19 protein-coding genes are annotated in these 22,924 nt (G+C 63.1%); 10 read left to right on the top strand and 9 right to left on the bottom strand.

The features are described 5' to 3' along the window. Positions 1-28 precede the first annotated feature (28 nt). Genes THI_RS01695 through THI_RS17995 form a run of 4 tightly spaced genes read right to left on the bottom strand, consistent with a single transcriptional unit; the run spans position 29 to position 8,338 of the window. The gene (locus tag THI_RS01695) at positions 29-1,102 is read right to left on the bottom strand and encodes a glycosyltransferase family 2 protein (protein WP_231836316.1); all 1,074 of its coding nucleotides are present in this window, start codon (positions 1,100-1,102) and stop codon (positions 29-31) included. Continuing rightward, positions 1,012-2,265 carry a glycosyltransferase gene (locus tag THI_RS01690; RefSeq protein ID WP_013104493.1) on the bottom strand — a complete coding sequence of 418 codons (1,254 nt, stop codon included), beginning with the start codon at positions 2,263-2,265 and terminating at the stop codon, positions 1,012-1,014. Before THI_RS01690 ends, THI_RS01695 begins: the two co-directional genes overlap by 91 nt. Next, complete coding sequence (locus THI_RS01685) at positions 2,265-6,155, bottom strand: glycosyltransferase (protein WP_013104492.1); 3,891 nt, start codon at positions 6,153-6,155, stop codon at positions 2,265-2,267. The genes THI_RS01690 and THI_RS01685 overlap by 1 nt, the downstream gene beginning before the upstream one ends. Then, the gene (locus THI_RS17995; protein WP_231836314.1) at positions 6,152-8,338 is read right to left on the bottom strand and encodes an O-linked N-acetylglucosamine transferase, SPINDLY family protein; all 2,187 of its coding nucleotides are present in this window, start codon (positions 8,336-8,338) and stop codon (positions 6,152-6,154) included. Before THI_RS17995 ends, THI_RS01685 begins: the two co-directional genes overlap by 4 nt. Positions 8,339-8,725: 387 nt before the next feature. Between THI_RS17995 and THI_RS01675 the strand changes: the two genes are divergently transcribed. From THI_RS01675 to THI_RS01635, 9 genes are all read left to right on the top strand, one after another. Continuing rightward, positions 8,726-11,086 (top strand): beta strand repeat-containing protein, encoded by a 2,361-nt coding sequence (locus THI_RS01675; protein ID WP_013104490.1) that lies wholly within the window; start codon positions 8,726-8,728, stop codon positions 11,084-11,086. A 309-nt stretch (positions 11,087-11,395) separates the two neighbouring features. Beyond that, entirely contained in the window at positions 11,396-12,940 is a 1,545-nt protein-coding gene (locus THI_RS01670; RefSeq protein WP_231836312.1) for a ShlB/FhaC/HecB family hemolysin secretion/activation protein, read from the top strand. Between the two features lie 5 nt (positions 12,941-12,945). Further along, positions 12,946-13,794 carry a peptidylprolyl isomerase gene (locus tag THI_RS01665; protein WP_041608856.1) on the top strand — a complete coding sequence of 283 codons (849 nt, stop codon included), beginning with the start codon at positions 12,946-12,948 and terminating at the stop codon, positions 13,792-13,794. Further along, positions 13,784-14,242 carry a hypothetical protein gene (locus THI_RS01660; protein ID WP_041608855.1) on the top strand — a complete coding sequence of 153 codons (459 nt, stop codon included), beginning with the start codon at positions 13,784-13,786 and terminating at the stop codon, positions 14,240-14,242. Before THI_RS01665 ends, THI_RS01660 begins: the two co-directional genes overlap by 11 nt. Before the next feature lies 1 nt (position 14,243). Continuing rightward, complete coding sequence (locus tag THI_RS18265) at positions 14,244-15,071, top strand: class I SAM-dependent methyltransferase (RefSeq protein WP_013104486.1); 828 nt, start codon at positions 14,244-14,246, stop codon at positions 15,069-15,071. Further along, the gene (gene cysD / locus THI_RS01650; protein ID WP_013104485.1) at positions 15,068-15,967 is read left to right on the top strand and encodes a sulfate adenylyltransferase subunit CysD; all 900 of its coding nucleotides are present in this window, start codon (positions 15,068-15,070) and stop codon (positions 15,965-15,967) included. Before THI_RS18265 ends, cysD begins: the two co-directional genes overlap by 4 nt. Beyond that, positions 15,967-17,796 carry an adenylyl-sulfate kinase gene (gene cysC, locus THI_RS01645; RefSeq protein WP_013104484.1) on the top strand — a complete coding sequence of 610 codons (1,830 nt, stop codon included), beginning with the start codon at positions 15,967-15,969 and terminating at the stop codon, positions 17,794-17,796. Before cysD ends, cysC begins: the two co-directional genes overlap by 1 nt. Positions 17,797-17,891: 95 nt before the next feature. Next, positions 17,892-18,683, top strand: a complete 792-nt coding sequence (locus THI_RS01640) for an ABC transporter permease (protein WP_013104483.1) — start codon at positions 17,892-17,894, stop codon at positions 18,681-18,683. Between the two features lie 5 nt (positions 18,684-18,688). Further along, positions 18,689-19,459, top strand: a complete 771-nt coding sequence (locus tag THI_RS01635; RefSeq protein WP_013104482.1) for an ABC transporter ATP-binding protein — start codon at positions 18,689-18,691, stop codon at positions 19,457-19,459. A 175-nt stretch (positions 19,460-19,634) separates the two neighbouring features. Here THI_RS01635 and THI_RS01630 read toward each other — a convergent pair whose 3' ends face one another. Together THI_RS01630 and THI_RS01625 are read right to left on the bottom strand one after the other, a co-directional pair. Next, positions 19,635-20,138: a GNAT family N-acetyltransferase gene (locus THI_RS01630; protein ID WP_013104481.1), complete on the bottom strand. Its 504-nt coding sequence runs from the start codon at positions 20,136-20,138 to the stop codon at positions 19,635-19,637. Further along, the gene (locus THI_RS01625; protein WP_013104480.1) at positions 20,135-20,413 is read right to left on the bottom strand and encodes a type II toxin-antitoxin system TacA family antitoxin; all 279 of its coding nucleotides are present in this window, start codon (positions 20,411-20,413) and stop codon (positions 20,135-20,137) included. The genes THI_RS01630 and THI_RS01625 overlap by 4 nt, the downstream gene beginning before the upstream one ends. A 274-nt stretch (positions 20,414-20,687) precedes the next feature. Here THI_RS01625 and THI_RS01615 point away from each other — a divergent pair, with 274 nt between their 5' ends. Continuing rightward, a complete protein-coding gene (locus THI_RS01615; protein ID WP_013104478.1) occupies positions 20,688-21,002 on the top strand; it encodes a DUF3817 domain-containing protein in 315 nt (104 codons plus the stop codon). Positions 21,003-21,022: 20 nt separating this feature from the next. Here the strand turns inward: THI_RS01615 and THI_RS01610 are convergent, their stop codons facing one another. From THI_RS01610 to THI_RS01600, 3 genes are read right to left on the bottom strand one after another with little or no spacing between them, the layout of a single operon-like run. After that, entirely contained in the window at positions 21,023-21,499 is a 477-nt protein-coding gene (locus tag THI_RS01610; protein WP_157869584.1) for an LEA/WHy family protein, read from the bottom strand. Between the two features lie 2 nt (positions 21,500-21,501). Beyond that, positions 21,502-22,047, bottom strand: a complete 546-nt coding sequence (locus THI_RS01605) for an adenine phosphoribosyltransferase (RefSeq protein ID WP_041608853.1) — start codon at positions 22,045-22,047, stop codon at positions 21,502-21,504. A 24-nt stretch (positions 22,048-22,071) separates the two neighbouring features. Continuing rightward, positions 22,072-22,896 (bottom strand): DUF2189 domain-containing protein, encoded by an 825-nt coding sequence (locus THI_RS01600; RefSeq protein WP_064971623.1) that lies wholly within the window; start codon positions 22,894-22,896, stop codon positions 22,072-22,074. Positions 22,897-22,924 lie beyond the last annotated feature (28 nt).

Below are 22,924 nucleotides of genomic sequence, written 5' to 3'. Positions count from 1 at the left end.
GAGACTGTCACCGACCTGTGCATTGGGCTCAATCGCGACAACGCCGAGGAATCAAACGCTTGTCAACAAGCTTCCAGATTTGCGCGGGGCCGGCGACACGGCTGGCCTGGATCGCACGGCGCTTTTCCCACATCTTCGGCAACGCGCCAAGCGCCTGAATTTTGGCCTTCACCACGGTTCGGCAATGTCCGGCCGCACAGAACCGTGAAATTTGCGCAAGGTGCATCGCGGCATGTAACGGCAGCAAGAGCCAGAACATCCAGCCCGGCATGTTTTTCACATAAATCCAGAGCAGGTTTCGCTGTCCGTAAAACACGGAAAAACTGCTGCGTCTGCCCCCCGTCAGCACGGAACCGAGATGCACCACCTGCGCTGCAGGCACCTGAACCGCCTCATAGCCCGCAAGGCGCAAGCGAAACCCCAAATCGACATCCTCGCCGTAGCAGAAAAAATCCTCGTCGAAACCGCCTACCTTTTCGAAAGCGGCCCGTTGGTAAAGGGCCGCAGCGGCACAGACCGAAAACACCGCTTCAGGAGAACGCCTTTGCGCTAAACCTCGCGCCGGACATCCATGACCGCGGCGCCAGATCAGGCCACTCCAGTGCAGGGCATCGCCTTCGCCATCGAGCAGATCGGAGCTTTCATTCTGCAGTTGCAGCGAACCCAGCGCGGCGATATGCGGTTGTCTTGCAGCCTCGCTCATCAGGCTGGCGAGCCAATCGGGGCGGGCAAAAGCGTCGGGGTTCAGCAGTGCAACCCAAGGGGTTTGGCATTGCGACACGGCCAGATTGTTTGCGCGCGCAAAACCCGTGTTCTGCGGCAGGGCAACCCAACGCACATGCGCAAAGCGGGCAACGATGGCGGCTGTTTCGTCTGTGCTGGCGTTGTCGACCACCATGATGCTGCGGGGCTGCAGCGTTTGTTGCTGCAAGGCTTCTAGACAGCGCCCAATGACCTCGGCCGCATTCCATGTCACGATCACCACGGTGACCTCCGCCGCGCTCGCCTGATTCATTCCAGAAGGGCCACGGTGCGATACAGACTTTCGTAAAAGAACCCCTCCTCCTCGATACGTGCAGGCATCGGCAGACGGCTCTTCCACTGCGCCAGCAATTCGCGATAGTCAAGCACCTGCTGCAGCGCCTGTGCCCAATCGTGGGCGGAGTCCGGCGTCACGCACAATCCCGAATTCGCCTCACGAACCACCTCGGCAGGCGCTCCATGATTGGCAACCAGTGCCGGCAGGCCCAACGCCGCTGCTTCATGAAAAGTCAGCGAGAACGTTTCAGGCACCAAGGACGGCAGACAAAGCAAATCGCATTGCGACAGCGCGGCAAAAAGCGCCTGCTGGTCCATTTGCCCCACCATCTTCACACGCCGATCCGCCGCGATCAGGCGATCGATACGCTGGTGGTACGCCGAATCCCCGTACCGTCCGCCCATAACACGCAACTCGATGTCTGCGTCAGGGATAAGTGCCAACGCCTCGATCAAGACGTGCAGCCCCTTTTGGACGATAAGCGTCCCGGCAAAAGCAAGCACCAGAGGCCACGGCTCGAGATCGTCCGTCCGACGCCGAACGGTTGGCAACAACGCCAACAACTCCAACCCGTGCGGAACGACACGGAAATCAAGCCCCGGAAAAGCATCTTCAACACGCGCCTGCACAAAATGCGACGGCACACAACGCAGCGCCGCACCTGCAAGCATCGCTTGCGCCTGTTGGTAGCGCTGCGCCAGCGCCTGCCCCGTCCAGACTCCGACCTGGCAATCCCTGGCACACCGTTGCCCCTCCTGCGGCCCAAGGCAGGGCGCTCCTTGCACATTGACGAGATTGATCTGATGGCAGGCCAGAAAAAAATCGGTCAGCGTCACCACATAGGGCAGGCTGATCTGCTGCACCGCCATGACTGCAGTCGCCATCCGCATGGTGTGCAACACATGCGCCACATGAAAACGCTCCCGGCGCAGCCACACCGCCAGTTCTGCCGCCAGGGCCGGATCGACATCGAAGCCAAACTCGGCGCTGGCAGGCAAGCGGTGGCGGGCTATAACCGTGACCGGCACCCCCTCATGGACATAATGCCAAGCCTGCCGCACATCGGCGTCCTCGGGCCATTGCGCCAAGGCCGGCGCGCTGCGGCAGCTCAGCACATGCACGGCATGACCGGCATGCTGCAACACCCGCGCCAACTGCAGCGTCACGCGCTCCGTTCCGCCCGAAAACTCCGGGAAAAATTGATGAACGATCAGCAAAATCCGCATCAGACGCCCGCTTTCAGTTCATCGAAGATCCATTGCACCAATTCGGCCTCATCCCGCGTACCCGACTTGAACTGCACATAGGCAAAGCCCAGCGCCGACCCTGCCGATGCGGCAAAAATTTTGATCACCGCGGCCCGCAACTCCGCCGCAAGCCGCGCATCGAGCACGCTGTAAACCGAGGCAGCGTATTGCCCGAAATGCTCCACCCGCCCCAGAAACATATCGACAAACTGCTGCACATCGTCCGAAACATCCTCTGCCCTGGATGCCGACGCCTGGCCTGCACGATGCCGCAATGCCGCAATCGCCTCCTCCAGCCGTCCGTCCTGCAGCCAGACCTGCTGCGCCTCGGTCGGCGCCTTCAACAACTCCACTCTCCAGGCCCGCAACCACGACTGCAGCTTCTCACCCAGTGTTGCACTGCTCTCAGAATGTTCGGACTGCGCCTGCAACCAGGCCGACAAATGCCGTGCAACCCGGTCGATCCCCTCGATCAAACCTGGCACCGAGCGCACCACAGGCCGAGGAAAATCGTCAAACATCGCCACCAGAAACACCACATCGACGAAAGACCGCTTCAGGTAATAAAAAGCGGGGCGGTTATGCGAGTGAATCACCTTGACCGATGACAGCATCGCCACCGCCTTGCCATCGCGGATGATGCGCATGCCCAAGTCGAGATCTTCGGCATAGTCCCCGCGGTAGCGATAGCGGGCGAAGTCGTCGCGGCGGATCAGGCAAGCCACATCGCTGAGCTGGCCCTGGGCACGCAGCGCCATATGATCCAACCCCTGCAGCCGCCCCAGGCGATCCTGGTCGCGACAGCCCAGAAAGCGATAGTGGGTGTCGATCATGCTGTCGTACATCATGTCGCTGTCGCTGCGCGGCGTTTCAGCGCACGACACCGCCATCAGCCCCTGCTCGGCATGGTCGAGCAGGTAACGCAGCATGCCGTACATCCAATATGCGCCGATCGGATAGGCATCCTGCACCATGAACAAGAGGTAATCGCCCGCTGCCTTTTCAGCGCCGAGATTGCGCGACCCGCTGTGCGTGAACTCTTCGGGGGCGATCTCCACCACCGTACAACCCCATTGTTTGGCCACATCCACTGAGCCATCGGTCGAACCCGAATCGACGATGACGATTTCCACTTGGCCTACTCCCTGCTGGCCTTTGAGCTTGCGCAACAGCATGGGGAACTCAGGGCCTGGATTGAGCGTGGGAATCACCACAGAGACGGTTGCCGCTATGGGATTGACCTTGCCTGTCAAATCCGGGTGTAGGCGTTGAGGGCGCGATTGGCTCGGAGCGGATTTAAACGACCAGTGCAGCACATTGCTGCCATTCTGGCGCTTCAGCAATGAAATGAGGAAACCCCGTCTCCGCAAGTAATACGGCATGCGAAGCATGACCCCCGTCAGTCCATGCCGCCTGATTTCCCCGCGCACCCCGCGTCGCGCGCGAGCCAGCACACCATGACGCAAATCCGTCCAGCGACGGCTCAAAAAACGCATTGGCGCTGTCAGCTTCCAGGAAGTTGAGGTGTAGAGCGCATAGCGTTCCTGCTGCGTCTGCGTCAATTCCTGCTGTGTCTGAACCAATGCCTGTTGCGTCTGCGTCAATACCTGCTGCGTCTGCGTCAATGCCTGTTGCGTCTGCGTCAAAACGAGTCGGGTGTTTAGGGCCTCCGCTCTGAAAGGTTCGAGTTCGCCGACCTTGCGTTTTAGCTCACCCGTCAAAGCGGGCAATTCAACTAGCCCTTCAGGCAAAACAGCCTCATAAGACCGAAGCGCCCGGCGATAGTCCCGCCACCAGTGGCCTGCGCGCGACATGCTGTTCGCATCGACCCGGTACCAAGAAAACGGCATCACACTGTGCTCCAGCCGCATTCCCTTCAAAATCGCTTTGGCGTAGAGTTCCCAATCCTCCGCGCCAATGCCGCGATCTTCGGAATAACCTCCTAAAGCTAGCAGGCTGGACCGCCGCAACAGCGCATTGGCATCACCCAAATTGTTTTCAAGCGCACCCAGCAACGGGCAATTTCCCGAGTGGGGCCATAAACGGTCGGGCCAACGCGGATCGAATCGCGCCGGGCCGGAAAATAACGCCATCACTGCTGTCACCACATCAGCCTGGGTGTGCTCCGCCACCTGCACCGCGCGAGCGATGCCTTCGGGCATGAGCAGGTTGTCGTCATCCAGGATAAACAGATACTCACCGGACGCGGCATGCGCCGCCGCGTTGCGCGCGGCGCCAAGATAGCTGTTGTCCTGCCGGATCAAGACCCAGTCTTTGGCGTCGAATTCGGCCCGTAGCGAATCTAGATAGGCACGAGCGGCAGGTTGCGTACTGCCATCATCTACCAAAACCACTTCAAAAGCCCGATAGGTCTGCGCACGCACACTGGCCAGACAATCGCTCAGCAATTCCGGCCGGTTGAAATGCGTAATGCAAACACTCACCAAGGGGTGCTTTTCGCCCGCATGAACCACAGACCGGCCAGAGGAGGCGCATTGCCCGCCCGATACGGCATTCAGTGAAGCGGACAGCGCCGGGGACGCATGCAAGACGCGCCCGGGGTCGCGGGCGATGCGGCGCTCCAGACACAAGGCCTCGGCGTCCAAAACATCCCGCAAATGCAACAACCCATCCGGCTCTAGCCAGGGCGGCGACGCAAAATAATGCACATGCACTTCGCCGTGAAAATCGGTCCAACCTTGACGCCGCGCATCGAGCACATGCGCGGCCAGCCCCATCCCGCCCTCGACATGCACCTGCGCAAATGCCCGCGGGCGAAGCCATAGCCACACCTGATAAGCGCGCCGGGTATGAAACCATCCCCCCAGATCAGGCCCTGCGGTCTCGCGCCGAACCAGACCGATTCCCGGTGGAAGGTCGATCGCATCGGCGCCATCCTCACAGGCCAGCACCACGCGGTGGCCAGCGTTCCGCAGGTCTTCTGCCAATCCCAGGCCTGCGGCGATCTCCTGCGCGCTAGTGACCACCGCATGCACCGCGCCCGTCCAGGCAGGCGCCTCGCCTCGCTGAAGCAGCGCGTCCGCGTATTCCGCCTCCGTCGCAAGCTGCGCGATATCCTGCGTAGCAAAACCCTCGCTCAGCGCCTGCAAACGATCATAAAAAATCTGAGCCCATTCCGGCGCTGACGCGCCCGAAGCCGTTTGCCGGTGCAAATCCTCGCGTAAACGACTTTGGAGAATGTCTGCACGCTGCTGTGCGTGCGTCTGCATACCGAGCGCCTGCGCTAGCTGAAGCAATTGGCGCTGGCCGTCTTCAAACCACCGCGAATAACTGAACACGCCCGCCAGATCACCCGCGGCGTACATCAGCGCTTCCATATTGAATCGCAGCCAGGTGCGATAGACGTGCTCTGTCTGCGCCCCGTCGCGGGCGCGAATCGAGGCCACCACCTCGGCTGGATCACGCACCGCCAGCACATAACGGGGCTGGATTCCCCGTTTCGTGAGCAATTCATTCCACAGCGGCAGAAACCGGGTCGTTCGCGGGTCTTTCACCCCCCAGATCGCCGTGGCAGTCTGAATCCGGCGATCAAGCCACTGCTCCAGTTCGGCCAGCAGAGCCGCCATCTCCGGGCGCCGCCACCACAGCGGCGCAAAAGGCGCCATGCCCTTCGCGCCGTGCCAGGGCTGCTGGCCCAGAGCCGCCAGTATGCGGTCTTGGATGTCCACACAGGCTCGGTCTTCAAAATAGCCAGCGGGATTGTGTTCATCGGCAGGATACATATCCTCCCCCATGTCCACACCCAGAGACTGCACCAAACTGCCCAGCAAGCTCGTGCCGCTGCGGTGCATCCCCAGCACGATCACCGCCTCGCGCACGGGCCCGATCGGCTGAAACACAGCACTCATGCCGGCAACCCCGGCTGTTCGCGCTCCAGATCGAAGCCCGAGAACTTTTCGCCCTCGACGAACTGCTGCCATGCCTGCGAGTAAGCCCGTTCGAGATCGCGCACCTGCCGCGGCGTATCGAACAGCGGCAACACCTCGGGCGACTTCAGCCTGGCCTTCAACTCCGCCATGCCCTGCGCGCACAGCCGCACCGCCTCCTCCTCATAAGCCGGCCAGTCGGGCTGGATGCACTCGGGCAGCCGCGCCGCATCGAGCATGCTCGCCGCCACGCGAGAGGCAAACGTCTGCCCCGGCACCGTCAGCACCGGCACGCCTGCGCGCAAGGCGTCGCCCGTCGTCGTATGCGCTCCGTAAGGCGTGGTGTCGAGAAACAGATCGGCCAGTTGCAACCGGGCCATATGCCATTCGCGCGGCAAATGCGGCGCAAAAACCAGCCGCTGCGGCTCCACGCCCAGCGCGGCGGCGGCCCGGCGCAAATTTTCGTCCACCAGATCGTGCGTGCGGTACAGCCACAACACACTGCCCGGCGTGCGCTGCAAAATGCGCATCCACCGCGCAAACACCTCGGCGGAAATCTTGTTGGTATTGTTGAAGCAGCAAAACACAAAACCCTGCGGCGGCAGCCCCGCCTGCTCGCGCGCGGGCGGCGGCGGCACCTGCATCTCGGCGTGGTGCGCAAGCGGGTTGTAGCAATAAGGCAGGCGAATCACCGCCTCGCTCATCTCCGCCTCCTGTCCGGGCGGGCACACCCAGCGGTCCACCAGCACGAAATCCATGCACTCCGCCCCCGACGTGCCCGGAAAACCCAGGTAATTCATCTGGACGGGCGCGGGCTTGCGCCACAACACCCCCAGGCGGTTGTCGGCGGTATGCCCCATCAAATCCACCAGCACCTGCACCCCGTCATCGCGGATGCGCCGCGCCATCTCCTCGTCCGACGCGCCGCGCAGTTCGACAAAATGCTCGCTCTCCTCGCGGATGCGCTTGCGGTAAACCGACTGATCGTCGAGGCCCCACGAATAGGTAAACACCTCGAAGCGCGCCCGATCATGCAGGCCAAACACGCTGAGCATATTGTGGGCATTCGGATGATCGCGCGCATCCGCCAGCAAATACCCGATCCGCAAGCGCCCATCGCGCCGCGCCGCCTCATTCCAGCGCGGCGCGCAATCCGCAGGCTTGCTCTGCAGCGCATTCGACTGCGCAATCGCCTTGAGCTCCAGCGCATCAAACGGCGTGTAAAGCGCCGTGAAAATTCGCACCGGCGCCGGCAAACCCGCGTCCAGCCCTCGTCGCGCCAGCGCATGCAGCCGTTGCTCCAGCGCCGCCATGTCGTCGCGCCAATCGCAGGCCTTGCGCCGCGCCTCCACCAGCCCGTCGAGCGCATTGGCGTTCTCCGGCTGCAGCGTCAGCGCCTGCTCATAGGCGGCAATCGCCTCGCGCAGCCGGTTCATGCCAAACTGCACACTGCCGATGCCCACCCAAGCCTCCGCCATGTCCGGCCAGCGCTCGGTAATGCGTGTGTACAGCTCCACCGCCTGCTGCACATGCCCGCCCATGTGCAGCGCCAGCGCCCAGAAATACTGCCCCATCGGCGCATCCGGCGCCATCGACGCCGCAAGCTGATAGTGCGGCAGCGCCGCCGCCCAGCCCTGCAACTGCCGCAACACCTGCGCCAGCCCGAAACGCGCCTGCGCATGCCCCGGCTGCAGCCGCAGCGCCTGCTCATAATTCTTCACCGCCTCGGCCAGCTCGCCCGCCAGCCCCTGCGCCTCAGCCAGGTTGAAAAAACTCTCCGCGTTCTGCGGCGACAACTGCAACGCCTCCTGCAGCGCCTGCACCGCCTCCGGCATGCGCCCCTGCAACAGCAACAATCGCCCCAGAGAATTCCAGTAAGCCCCCTGCGCAGGCTGCGCCGCAATCGCCTGCCGCACCAGCCGCTCGGCCTCGGCGTACTCGCCGCTCTGCCCCAGCGCCACTCCCAGCAAATGCTGCGCGTCCGTCAAATCCGGCTGCAACTGCAGCGCGCTGCGGTACAGCGCCGCTGCCTCGCCCACCCGTCCCTGCTGATGCAGCGGCACCGCATGCGCCACCAACTGCTGCGCCTGCAACACCGGCCCGCCCACTGGCGCACCCGCCAGATTCACCGAATGCAAAACCTGCGCGGGATCAAAAGAAGACATCGACACTTGAGCCATGGAAACTTGCCTGAAAAGAAAAAATTCAAGGCGAGCATAACGGCCCGCCCCACCCACCACCCCGATCTGCTACCCCGACCTGCTGCGCAGCCCCCCCTGGCAGCAGAACAACCCGGCATTATCCAACAGCGCCCCGCAGCGCCCCGCCCGCCGCCAGCCCCGCAGAGCGCCGCGCCTGCGCACTCCGTCTGCATGTTGCCAAGATGCAACGCACTCTCCCCCGAGAACCCTGCAACCGCACAAAACTTGGTGCAGTCTCGCCAATCTGCTAAATTCATCGTCCAACGCTAGGCAAAATTTTCCTTTGGCGTTCCAAAGAGCTTTATTTGGGCTCACACTTCAGCTCGTTGTCTCATCACGGAGAGAATTCATATGTCATCACATCAAACTCGAACCCAAAGCGCCCAGTTCAAGGTGCGCCCGCTCATTGGCGCCATCGCGCTGGCCTTGGCCGCGCCGGCCGCCTTCGCCGCTGCCCCGGCAGCCGGCGCCCTGCCGGGGACTTTCTATTCCAACACCACCGCCAATTACTCGGGCAGCGGCCCGATTGCCACGATTTCCTACTCCTCGGCTAATAATGTCGTGATGCAGTGGGGCGGCGCAACGTCTTCCACGCTCTCCATCGCTGTCAGCCCTACACTTGCCAGCAGCACCGCCACAGCGATGAACAACGTCGCCGGGTTCAACATCGGCGCAGGCGCCACGCTCAACATCACCAATGGCGCAGCGGGTACCGGCCTGCTGATTTCCGACGTCACCGGCCAGGCTTCGCAGATTTACGGCACGGTTAGTGCGGGCGCAAGTGTTGGCCCGCTGTTCATCGCCAACGCCAACGGCGTGGTGCTCGATGCGAATGGCGCGGTGAACAACGGTGCTAATGGCGTCGCCTTCCTCGGCTTCGCGCAGGATGCGGCAGCCTTTGCTGGGGCCACTACTGCTTCCGTCAGCGTCAGCGTCGGCGCAGGCCAAACCCTGCTGACCAAGGGCGATGTCACGGTCAACGGCGCTGTCTCGGCTGGTACCGTGCTGGTTGCCGGTGCCGGCAATGTCAACGTCGCGCAATCGGGTGCGGCCACCGGCTGGAACATCTTCGCCGGTGAGAATTTCACGTATAACGGCGGCGCGACTGCCTCTGGCGCCTTCGCGGGCGGCAGCGCTGCGGTGGTCAACCTCACTGGCGGCGCGTCCAGCGGCAGTTCCGCCTTTTCAGGCGCTACCGTGGTTGCCGCGGGCAATGTCAACCTGAACAACTACATCTCCAGCTTTAGTTCTGCGACTATCGCCGGCACCCTCACCAACAACGGCGTGCTGTCGGCCTCCACCGTTAGCGCAGGTGGCGTAGTCAACAACGGCGTGATCAACGCCACCGCTGCTTCGACGCTGACGGCGACTACCGGCGACGTGGTCAACAACGGCATCATCAATGCGTCAGGTGCTGTCGCCTTCAGCGCAGCATCTACCACCGGCAACGTCACCAATAACGGCTCCATCCTCAACGCGGGCGCTGTGACCCTGTCTGCCGGCGCCTCCGCCGGGACTGCCGCGAACAACGGCACCATCAACTTCGCGCCTTCCAGTGCTGCCTTGTCGATGACCGGCTTCAACGTCAACCTCTACGGCACGGTCAACGCCAACGTTGGTACTGTGGCCACCGCCCTGAGCGCCACCAACGCCCTCGGTGCAGTGAACCTGTCTGCTGCAACCGCAGGCGGCGTACTCAACCTCGGCACGACGCTGTTCGCTAGCACCACCTCGACCCTGACAGGCGCTGCGGTGCGCGTGGTGTCGGGTGGCTTGACCGATGGCAACGGCGTTACCGTGAACATCGGCAGCGGCCCGGTGACTTCCGGCAGCAACACCTACGGCTACAACCTGAGTGTGTTCAACGGCGCCACCCTCAGCGCCGGCACGGCAGGCACGGTAACCATTGCTGGCGCCACCGGCGCCTCGGGCAGCAACATCAACCTCGACGGCACCGTGGCCGGCCAGACGATCGGCGTCAACGCCAACAACATCAACGGCCTGGGCGGCTTCAACATCACCACCTCTAGCGGTGGCTCGTTGACAGCTACCTTCTCCGGCAACTTCAACGCCCCCAACGGCGCTGCCGCGCGTAGCGGTGCAGGCAACTTCCTGTACAACTATGTGCCGGTGAACGTGGCCAGCAACGGCACCGCCACCATCACCCTCAATCCGACCAATACCGCCACCGCGGCCCAGTTGGTCAACGTGCTGGTGAACGGCTCCGCCACGCTGGCTTCTGGCTTGACGACTCCGGTTGCTATCGGCGGCTCGGTCGTCGCGCAATCCAGCGCGCCCAACAGCCACCTGGTGGTCCAGGCCACGGGCAACCTGACCCTGGGCGGCAGTGGTGGCTTCTACTGGCCCGGCCTGATGTATGTGGGCAATATCAATGCCGGTCAGCCCGGTTCGCTCAGCACCTTGGGCACGATCACCTTGGTCGGTAACGTCAGCAACGTGATCCCGACCAATGTGGCCAGCGAAGGCGGCATCTGGTTCATGACCAACAACCCGCTGAACATTACAACCGTCGCTCAGGTTCTGACCAACACCAACTCTTGGATCAACTTCCCGGCTGCCACCGGGTTTGCCGCAGCGTATGGTGCACAGAACGCCACGAGCACGACGTTCAACGGCATGGTGACCAACCCCACGGTCAACACCATTCTGAACACGGGCGTGCTGGCCTCGAACATGTTCTACGGCCGCTGATCCAGCCAGACGTTCTGTTTGTTTCAAAAGGGCTCGCAAGAGCCCTTTTTTTTGGTCTTTTTTCGCCCCACGCACCGGCGCCTTGCCGCCAGCACGCCGCACCGCCTTTTTGCAGCCCGCGATCCTCAAGCCCGACAGGCGCTTGGGTGCGGCCGCGCCGCACTCTGGCACAATCGCTGTTTTTCTCAGGCGCGCGCCGAGGCTGGATATTGCTGTGGCGGGTTTGGCTGTTTTGCCGGTGCGCCGCGGCCCCGTTCGGGGCCGTTCTATTTTTTGAGTGATGGGTTGTTTATGGCGCTTGTTCCCGAAGTGTTTACCCCCCCCACCCCGGCGCCGCCGATTGTGCTGCAGCAGACGGCAAGCCGCCCGGCGGCCACGCTGCGGCTCACCACGGCGGCGGGCCTGCATCTCACGGTGCTGGGCAATACCCTGCTGTCGCCGCAGGCCCTGCGCGCCGCGCTCGAACCCGCCGAAAGCGCCGAGCGCGCGGTGACGCTGCTGGAGGCGGCTTATCGCCGCGCGGGGTATTTGCTCGTGGGCCTGCGCGCCACGCCCGAGCCGGCCACCCGCAGCGTGGAGATTCAGGTCATCGAAGGGCGGCTGACGCAGGTGCGGGCCCAGCCCGGCGTAGCGGCGTTCTACCGCGGCACGACCTTCGACCCGGCGCTGACTGAAAATGCGCTGATCCGCCGCAACATCCTGGCCGAGATGTACGCCAGCCGCAGCGGCCTGGGCTTTCGGCCCTCGCTGGCGCCCGCGCCGCAACCCGGCGGCAGCCTGCTGACGGTGGAGACGCCGCCTGAGCCGCAGTTCAAACCGGTGTCGGGCAGCGTGGTGTTTGGCAACTACGGCAGCCGCTATGTGGGCGGAGACGTGCTGGGCGAAAACCTCACCCTGCGCCCCGGCAAGGGCTGGCTGCTGGGCGCCAATTACAGCCACGGCCTGCCCAACCTCACCCGCGCCAGCGCGGGCAGCCGCAGCGATGCGGGCGGGCTGATGGCCTCGCTGGTGACGCCCTGGGGCATTTACGGCCTGAGCCTGCAGCGCAGCAGCTACCGCCTGGGCGTGGCCGGCGCGCCGTATTACCCGCAAGGCACAACCGAAACTTCCGCCCTCACCGGCAGCCAACTGGTCTGGGCCAGCCCCACGGCGCGCTTCAGCCTGAATCAGGCGCTCACCCATGTGGCCTACAAGTCGGAGGTTCTAGACGGCGCCTACACCCTGGCCGACCAGAATTACAACTATCTCACCCTGGGCGCGCAAGGCTCGCGCAATGTGCAGATCGGCACGCTGCCGGGGGCGGTGAATCTGGCGGTGGGCTACAACCTGGGGCTGAGCGGCAAACGCGGCACCCTGGTCTACGACGTGCCCTCCGCGCCGCAATCGCGCTTTCGCAACTGGACCCTGAGCGCAAGCTGGCAGCAAAACCTGCCCAAGGGTTGGAGCCTGAATGCCGCAGCCAGCGGCCAGTGGGGCATCAATACCCAGCCCGCCAACCAGCAGTGGGTGCTGGGGGGCTACGGCAGCCTGGCCGCCTGGACGTCGGGCATTTTGAGCGGCGACGGCGGCTATCTGCTGCGCACCGTGGCGCAGACGCCGAACTGGAACTGGCAGGGCTGGCAGGTCAACGCGCAGGCGTTTGCCGAGCAGGGCGCGGTGGCCACGCATTACCGCGCCCCCGGCGTGCCCGGCTGGCGCATGCTGGCCGATGTGGGCGTAGGGCTGACTTTTACCGCGCCGTGGAAAACCAGCCTGAGCGTGCAGGCGGCCCGGCCTGTGGCCAACAAAAACGTGACCGCCGCCACGCTGGCGAGCCAGCGCGCGGTGTATTTTGTGCTTCAACAACCCTTCTGAACATCATGGACCGACTTTTTTCCGGCGCTTTGCGTGTTGCGCGCCCCTTGGCGAAGAGCCTGACGCTCAGCCTTGCCCTGAGCTGCGCCGCGCAGGCGCAGGTTGTGCTGCGGGTGGATGGGCACCCGATCACCCTGGAGGAGGCCGAGGCGGTGAACCCGCAGGCGGCCGATCAGCCGCAAGTGCGCCAGCAGGTGGTCGAGCAGCTTGCGCAGCAGCAACTGCTGGCCGACGCGCTGAAATCGGTTCCGCCGCAGGCACAGGCGCGCATCGAGGCGGGGCAGAAAAACCTGCGGCGACAGGCTTTGGCGCAACTGTCGGCGGAGGCTTTTTTGCAGGCGCATCCCATCAGCCAGGAGGCCATCCGGCAGGCGTATGAGAAGCACATCGCCGATCTGCCGACCCGGCAATACTGGCTGCGCTGGATTGTGGTGAAAACACCGGAAGAGGCCAAGCGCGTGCTCGACGCGCTGCGCGGCGGAAAACAGACCTTCACCGCCTTGGCTCTGCACCACAGCATCGGGCAAAACGCCGAGCTGGGCGGCGCGCTGGGCTGGCAAAGCGAGCAGGCGATGTCGGCCGAGGTGCTTGGCGTGGTGCGCAAGTTGCAGCCCGGCCAGGTGGCAGGGCCGATTGCACTGGGCGAAAATCTGGCGATCATCCAGCTTGTGGCCGAGCGCACCCCGCCCAAGCCCGATTTCGAGCAGCTCAAGCCACAGATTGAGCAGCAACTGCGCCAGGCGGCGCTGCAAGCGCATGTCCAGGAGTTGGCGAAAAACGCCAAGATCGACAATCTGGCGCCGCCGGCGCAGGCCGCGCCCGCGAAAAAAATGGAGAGCTCTCATGCCCAATGAACCCCTTGTGCGGCGCAGTCCGCCCGCTCTTGCCCCCCGCCTGCAACTGCGCGGGTTGGCGCAGGGTTTGACTGCGGGGCTGATCTGCGTGCTCTCGCTGGCCCTCGGCGCCTGCGCGAGCACGCAGGGCGTGGAGGTGCAGCGAGAGACGACGCAAACCTTCCCGGCAACCACGCTGGTGCAGGTGCTGCAACAGCCCCCAACCCAGCCCTTCGTGCGCATCGCCGTGCTGAACGCGCAAGCGCCGGCCGGTACCCCGCTGGCCCAATTGCTCGCGCAGGTTCAGGCCAAGGCCGCCGCGCTGGGCGCAAACGCCATCGTGGTGCAGAACCTGAGCCAAAAAGTCGGCGGCACCCTCGAATACAGCCCCTCCGGCGGCCAATTCTCCACCACCCCTAGCGAAATTGCGCCGCGTTTAAGGGCAGAGGCAATTCGCCTCGCTGAATAAAATGACCGACACTCCGCTTTGGAAACTCTATGAACAGTGCCCTCTTTGCGGCGAGCGCGGGGGGGGGGGCAGTTGGCCGACATTGGAAGCCGATTGCTCAAAACATCCCTTATGGAAACCGCAACTGCCGCGCACCCTCGTTTGGGCGCAGTGCCAAAAATGCCAGCACGTCTTCACGACACACTATTGGACTGAGAGTGGTTTGCGTGTGATTTTTCAGTCAGCACATGATTTCCAATTAGCGGGCGGCGATAATGATATGAAGCGCCAAATATGGCGCCCAGTCATACGAAATTGTATTTCCATCTTGTCGCGGATTTTTGTTGCCAATACGCCGACGGCGAAAAAGTGGGTCGATTTTGGATTTGGCGATGGCAGTTTGCTCATGACGGCACATGATTTTGGCTTCGATGTGCTTGGTATTGATGCACGAGACATCGCTGTGGAAAAAATGCGCCAGTTTGGCTTCAACTGCATCCCTGGAATGCTTGACGGAAATGGGATATCTCACATAACAGGTGCTTCTGTTGTATCTCTAATGGATGTTTTGGAGCATGTGATTGATCCACCAAGGGTGCTGAAAATGATCCGGGAAAAAATCAGTGCCAACACTTTGCTCGTCATAAGCTGTCCTGATTTGAGCGCAAGCACTTGGAAAATAATGGATCAACAAAAAGTAAATCCTTACTGGGGCGAAATCGAGCACCATCACAATTTTTCAAGGAACCGACTGATGCAATTGCTCAACACTTGTGGTTTCCATGTTGTGGATTTTGATGTGCCTTATCGATATAAGTCTCAAATGGAAATGTATGCGCTTGCACAATGAGTCTTGAATTTCTCGAAGCCGAATCCCTCTCCATCCTGCGCGAAGCGGTGGCCGAGGCGCGCAAGCCGGTGATGCTCTACTCCATCGGCAAGGATTCGTCGGTGATGCTGCATCTGGCGCGCAAGGCGTTTGCGCCGGGGCCGTTGCCCTTCCCGCTGCTGCACATCGACACCACCTGGAAGTTCCGCGACATGATCGCGCACCGCGACCGCATGGCGCGCGAGTATGGCTGCGAGTTGTTGGTGCACACCAACCAAGAGGCGTTGGCCGAAGGCATCAACCCCTTCGACCACGGCAGCGCCTATACCGACATCATGAAAACCCAGGCGCTCAAGCAGGCGCTGGATGCGCACGGGTTTGATGTGATTTTCGGCGGGGCGCGGCGCGACGAGGAAAAAAGCCGCGCCAAGGAGCGCATTTTTTCGGTGCGCGAGGCCGGGCATCGCTGGGAGCCGAAGGCGCAGCGGCCGGAGTTCTGGGCCAACTTCAACACCCGGCTGGCGCCAGGGCAGACGCTGCGGGTGTTTCCGCTGTCCAACTGGACGGAGGCCGACATCTGGCAGTACATCGCGCAGGAGCGCATTCCCATCGTGCCGCTGTATTTCGCCGCCGAGCGACCGGTGGTGCAGCGCGGCGACGCAGCCAACCCGCAATGGATCATGGTCGATGACGCGCGCTTTCGCCTGGCACCCGGCGAGACGCCGCAACTGCGCAAGGTGCGGTTTCGCACCCTGGGCTGCTACCCGCTGTCTGCCGCGGTGGAAAGCGAGGCGGACACGCTGGAGAAGGTAATTGCCGAAACACTGGCTGCGCACACCTCCGAGCGCGCGGGACGGCTGATCGACCACGACGCTGCGGCCAGCATGGAGCGCAAGAAGCAGGAAGGGTATTTCTGATGTCGCATGCACCACAGGGCCGCCTGCGCTTTCTCACCTGCGGCAGCGTGGATGACGGCAAGAGCACGCTGATCGGGCGCTTGCTGTTCGATACCAAGCAGGTGTTCGACGATCAATGGCAGACGTTGCGCAGCGATTCCCGGCGTTTCGGCACGCAGGGGGAAGCGCCCGATCTGGCGCTGCTGGTGGACGGGCTGCAGGCCGAGCGCGAGCAGGGCATCACCATCGACGTGGCCTACCGGTTTTTCAGCACGCCCAAGCGCGCCTTTATCGTGGCCGACGCGCCGGGGCATGAGCAGTACACGCGCAATATGGCAGTGGCGGCGAGCACGGCCGATTGCGCCGTGGTGCTGGCCGATGCGCGCAAGGGGGTGCTAACGCAAACCCGGCGGCACAGCCGCATCGTGGCGCTGATGGGGGTCAAGCGGGTGCTGCTGGCGGTGAACAAAATGGACTTGGTGGGTTGGGATGCGGCGCGGTTTGCCGAGATTGCCGCCGACTACGCGGCGCTGGCGCAGACGCTGGGTTTGACCGTGCAGGCGGTGCCGCTGTCGGCGCTGGGCGGCGACAACCTCACGGCGCGCAGCGCGCAGACCCCGTGGTATGACGGCCCGACGCTGCTGGAGTGGCTGGAGCAGGCCCCGCTGTGCCGTCAAGATGACGAGGCCCCGCTGCGGCTGCCGGTGCAACTGGTGCTGCGCCCCAGCTCGGAGTTTCGTGGCTATTGCGGCACGGTGGCGCAGGGGCGGGTGCGGGCGGGCGACCGTGTACGGGTGCAGCCCTCGGGGGTGAAAGCCACGGTGGCGGCGGTGCGCATCGGTTTCGAGGAGGTGGCACAGGCCGGCCCTGCAGACGCGGTGTGCGTGACGCTACAGGAAGAGCGCGACATCAGCCGGGGGGATGTGCTGGTGGCCGCAGACTCCCCGATCGAGCAGGCCGAGCAGTTTCACGCGCATGTGGTGTGGGTGGGCGAGCAGCCGCTGCTGCCAGGGCGGCCGTATTGGCTCAAGCTGCACCACCGCACGGTGGGCGCGGTGGTGAGCAGCCTGCGGCATGTGGTGGATGTGGACACGGGGGCGCATTTATCGGCGCGGGAAGTGGCGATGAACGGCATCGCCGCGGTGCACCTGAGCGTGGATCGGCCCTTGCCGTTCATGCCCTATTCGGCCAGCCGGGAGCTGGGCAATTTCATTCTGATCGACCGGCTCACGCAGGCCACGGTGGGCGCCGGGATGATCGACTTCGCCCTGCGGCGCGACAGCAATCTGCACTGGCAGGCGTTGGCGGTGGACAAGGCGGCGCGCGCTGCGCTCAAACACCAGCAGCCGCGCTGCGTGTGGTTCACGGGTTTGTCGGGCTCGGGGAAATCGACCCTGGCCAGTCTGCTGGAAAAAAACCTGCATGCGCAGGGACGGCATACCTATGTGCTCGATGGCGACAACGTGCGCCACGGCTTGAACCGCGACCTGGGCTTCACCGAAGGCGACCGGGTGGAAAACATCCGCCGCGTGGCCGAGGTGGCGCGGTTGATGGTCGATGCCGGGCTGATGGTCATCGTTTCGTTCATCTCGCCGTTTCGTGCCGAGCGGGAGTGGGCGCGCAGCTTGTTCGCCCCCGGAGAGTTTGTCGAGGTGTTCGTCGACACGCCGCTTGCGGAATGCGAACGGCGCGATCCCAAGGGGCTTTACGCCAAGGCGCGGCGCGGGGAAATTCCTGCATTCACAGGGATTTCAAGCCCGTATGAAGCGCCTTTGAACCCGGAATTTTTGGTGCAGACGACATCCGCCACGCCGGAGGCTCTTGCCGAACAGATCGCCCAGTCGCTGTAGGAGTGCATTTCGCCCCGCTTGGCCGCGGCGAGCATCTCTACCCTAAGGCAGCTTGCGCATAAGATGGCAGGTTAACCCGCACGGCCTCGAACTTCATGTCTGCCTTACAACTGGCTTTTTCAGACCTTCTGCACAGCCTGCGCAACTGGCGACTGTGGACGCTGCTGGGCTGGCTGGAAATCCGGCAGCGCTATGCACGGTCGAAAATCGGGCCGTTTTGGCTGACGATCAGCATGGGGGTGCTGGTGGGCGCACTCGGCGTGGTGTACGGCTCACTTTTCGGGCAAAACATCGCAGACTACCTGCCGATGGTGGCGATTGGCCTGGTGGCGTGGAATCTGTTTTCCAGCCTGGTCAACGAAGGCAGCATGGCGTATATCAACAGCGCGAGCTACATCCGCCAGGTCAACACCCCCAAGCTGATTTATGTCTTGCAGGTCGCGTGGCGCAATCTGGTGATCTTTGCGCACAATTTTGTCATTGTGCTGCTGGTACTGGCGGTTTTTGGCGTAAAAAGCTGGCTGACCTTGCCGTTATTCATTCCTGGGCTGGTTTTGTTTATTTTCAATGGCCTGTGGATCGGCATGATCGCCGGGCTGCTGTCTGCGCGGTTCCGTGATTTTCCGCAAATCATCGCCGCCTTGTTGCAGGTGGCGTTTTATGTCACGCCGATTTTGTTTCATGGCGCGATGTTGTCTGAGAAACATCGCTGGATCGTCACCTTCAATCCGCTGGCGTATTTGATCGACGTGGTGCGGCAGCCGTTGGTGGGCATTGCCCCGCCGGCTTCGACCTGGATCATCACGGGGGTGATGGCCTTGCTGGGTTGGTTGTTCGCCCTGTGGTTGACCGGGCGTTACCACAAGCGCATTCCCTACTGGGTTTGACCGACATGAGCGCTTTCATTCGTCTGCACCAGGTTGCCCTGGATTTGCCAATTTTCGACGTGACCGCACAGTCGCTGAAAAAACGGGTGCTGCGGCTGGGCCGCAAAAATCGCCTCGCCGAGGACAATACCGGGGTGGTGATCGTGCGCGCGCTCAGCGGCATCGATCTGGCGCTGGAGCCCGGCGATCGTCTGGGGCTGATCGGGCATAACGGCGCAGGAAAATCCACCCTGCTGCGCGTGATGGCGGGGATTTATCCGCCGACTGCGGGTGTGGTGGAGGTGCGCGGGCGGGCGATTCCGCTGCTGGACATCAACCTAGGCATGGACGATCAGTCCACCGGTCGGCAAAACATCCGGCTGCGCGGCCTGCTGCTGGGGATGAAAGACGCAGAAATTCGCGCCAAGTCGGAAGAAATCGCCGAATTCACCGAGCTGGGGGATTATCTGGATTTGCCGCTTCGCACCTATTCCAGCGGCATGCGCTTGCGCCTGGCTTTTGCCATCGCGACGGCGGTGGACGCCGAAATTTTGTTGCTCGATGAGGTGATCGGCGTGGGCGACGCCAGCTTTCAGGAAAAAGCCGCCCGCCGCCTCGAACAACTCCATGCGCGAGCAGAAATCGTGGTGCTGGCCATTCACAACCCGCAGGTCATCCGCCAGAGCTGCAACAAGGCGCTCTGGCTGGAGCGCGGCACCCTGCGCAGCTTTGGCGCGGTCGATACCGTTTTGGCCGACTATGCGCAGCACACGGGGCTGACTGTACTCACCGAATAGGGACTCTGCAGTGGTACCGAGGTTTCTGCGCCTCTACTGCAGGCACGTGCTTGCGGCAGAGTTCCAGACGGAATCGACGCCGCTGTCGAGTGCGATTAGTAATCTGGCGGTTGATGGGCCAGCGCTGTGGGATGAGCAGCGGGAGAGCGTCGGGCTCGGAGGTGGAGACGACACCTCAATCCAGCAGGCTCTTGAGAGCCTTGAGCATCAGGAACAGGTGGTACGGATCGGTCGGACTGGGCTCGAACTCCCATGATTCGTACCACTGCCGCGCCGCATCATCCTTGGCATGCACCAGCAGGCAACGAATACCGGCGATGTCTGCGGCCTGCGCCGTGCGCAGCAGGGCATCCTTGAGCAAGGCCTGGCCCAGCCCTTTGCGCTGATGTTCCTTGTCCACCGCAAGACGGGCCAGAATCATGACCGGCACCGAATGGCGCGCCAGACCCTTCATCACTCTCGACGGCGCGACTTCCGGATCGACGCTGCCCACGGCGAGGCTGTAGAAACCGACTACCACGTCACCCTGGCAGCAGACGTAGGTCTGCGCGCTGTTGGCCTTCTGGTTGACGAGGGCGTAGCGCTGCAGGAACTGATTCAACGCGGCCTGGCCGCAGTCGAGAGCATCGACCTGATCCAACACCGCCAGCTTGCGTACGGGAGAGTAAGCACCGCTCAATCCAGGGCTCCGGGCTCACGCAGCAATTTTTTCAGGCGCGATTTGCTTTGCACCGGACGGTCCAGCGCGTCCTGGAATGCTTGCCACTGAGCGTCGTCCAGCACGAACTGGCGACGATCCGCTAGCGTCTGCGCAGCCGCTGTCACGCCCGCGTCGAGCAGGAACTCGCTGACGTTCTTGTGGCAGGCGCGCGCGGCTTCCTGCAGTAGTTTTTTGACTGGCGCGCTTGCACGAACGTCAATGCGTTCGGTCTTGGAAAGATTCAGGGTGCTCATGGCGCCCCTCCGGCATGATCTTGGATGGCTCTATATTACCCGTCCGGACATTGTACTGACAGTACCTTTTTCGTCACGGACGCCGCCCGTCCCGCGGAGGACAAGCTGCTGGCTTCGGCGGTCAGCGCCGCCAGGGCGGGGGTCAGCGCACTCGCTGACGCAGAAATTGCGATCGGGCAATTCCTCGGGACTCGCTCGGTCGCATTTGCGTCGTAGGGGATTTTTCGGGACATAGCATTTCGCGCATCTATCTCGATTCATCGGAGTTTCGCGCATGTTCAAGTCCCCGCTTCATCATCTCAGCGTCATGGCGCTGGTCGAAGGCTCGTCGCTCATCGCTCTGGTGCTGCTAGCCGTGCCGCTGAAGTACGCGGCCGATTGGCCCACGGGCGTGAAGATCATCGGGCCGATTCACGGTGCCCTGTTCATCTGGGCCACGATCGCACTGGTGGTGACGCTCTCGCGCGGGCAACTCTCGCCCTTGCGCAGCTTGGGCGTTTTCCTCGCTTCGCTCATTCCGTTTGGCGGACTGTGGTCGCACCGCATGATGCGTCGCCAACTCGACAAAGCGCCTGCGACAGCAGTCTGAGCGACTGCGCTACTACAGGGCTACTGCAGGGCCAGTTGCACCGCCCCGCTGTGGGTGAAGGGTATCTGCAGCATCGTCTGGCCGATCTCGGCTGTCCCCTGAATCACGTAGCGCACCGTGCCGTCCGACGGCAGGGTGGCGATGAGACTCAGCAGTGTTGCGCTGTTGACCTCGACCTGCACCGGAACCTGTGCCTGCTGTTGCGCGGCGATGGTGACGGGCGCGGTGCTCACGCCCTGCGCCACGTCCAGGCCGTTGAACTGGATCTGAAACCGCAGTTTCTGCAGCGGCAGGGCCAGGCCCCCGGTGTTGCGGATACTAAGGGTGAGGTCGAGGATGGCGGTTGTGCCTTGCAGGGCGATGCTGTCCACACTGCGAATCGACACCTGCGGCGCCACGGCGGTTTGCTGGGCCTCCGAAGGCGGCGAGGCGAACAAGGCCGCCGCGCACAGCAGGGCGGGCAGCAAACCTCGCCAGTTTTTGATCAGCCGCAGCACCATCAATGTCCGGCGAAATCCACCAGGGTGAACAGCGGCAGGCCTGCATCGCGCAGCAGCATTGAGCCGCCGAGTTCGGGCAGATCGACGATGGCCGCGCCTTCGATCACGCTGGCCCCGAGCTTTTCGAGCAGACGCTTGCCGGCCATCATGGTGCCGCCGGTGGCGATGAGATCGTCGATGAGCAGCACGCAATCGCCCGGCCGCACCGCGTCGGTGTGAATCTCCACCGTGGCGCTGCCGTATTCCAGCTCGTACTCCTCGGACACCGTGTCGAAAGGCAGCTTGCCCTTCTTGCGGATGGGCACGAAACCGATATTCAGTTCGTAGGCGATAACGGCGCCGAGAATAAAGCCGCGCGCATCGATGCCCGCCACCACGTCCGGGCGCAGATCGGGGGCCATGTAGCGATGCACGAACTGGTCGATGAGCACGCGGAACACCCGCGGGTTCTGCAGCAGCGGGGTGATGTCGCGGAACTGCACGCCGGGTGACGGCCAGTCGGGCACGGTGCGGATGTGTTGGCGCAGATAGTCGATGACGTTCATGGTGATCCGTTCAACAAACAAAATTCAGGCCGCCGCCTCGTCGCCAAACACGTCGTGGTACGACGCAAACGACGCACCCGACAGCACGGGAAACAGCACCAGCAGGCCGAGGCCGAACGGCAACATGGCCACGATGGAAATCGGCAGCAGCAACACGGTGAACAAGGTAATGGGCGCCAGATTGGTGAACCCGGCCCGCACCGACAGCTTGACCGCATTCCACGGACTGACGCCCCCGAGCGCCACCAGCGTATTGACGAACCAGAACGCCACGCTGAACAGATAGAGCGCCAGCAGCACCAACAGCAGCAAGGTCATGAGCGAACCCGCCAAGGCGCCCAGACCTGCGGCCATGCCTACGCCGGGGGTCATGACTTTGGCAAACGCGCCAAAGCTGGCCAGCCCCAGGCCGAACATCGCGCCCAGCCCCATCACGATCACCGCGCCGATCACGCCGCCCAGCGCAAGCACCAGCAGGGAGACCAGCAACAGCGGGCCGATGCGGCCGGTCCACCTCTGCGTGGTCGACGACAGCGTGCCTTCATTTTGGGGTTCGACCGGCATGCCTTGTGGCGTCATCGCTCGCGCCTGCTCCGCCCGCTTGCGCAGCAGCGCGGCAAAAATCACGCCGAAAGCCAGCAGCGGCAGACTCAGCCATTGCGAAAGCAGCCCGCCCATCGGCAACTCGGCCAATAGCCACAGCAGCACGAGCAGCGCCACGGCCAGGCCCAGCCAGGGCAGCGGCGCCTGCATGAAACTGCGCCAGCCAGCCATCCACCAGCGCAGGCCGAATGCGGCGGGAACGCGGCGAAATACGGGGTCTGGAACGATGAGATCGGTGGAGGTCATGGCGGGCCGCAGGGAATGAAGACGGCCC

It is taken from the genome of Thiomonas arsenitoxydans (assembly GCF_000253115.1).
GTDB classification, from domain to species: domain Bacteria; phylum Pseudomonadota; class Gammaproteobacteria; order Burkholderiales; family Burkholderiaceae_C; genus Thiomonas; species Thiomonas arsenitoxydans.
This window is presented reverse-complemented; position numbering and strand designations above follow the sequence as displayed.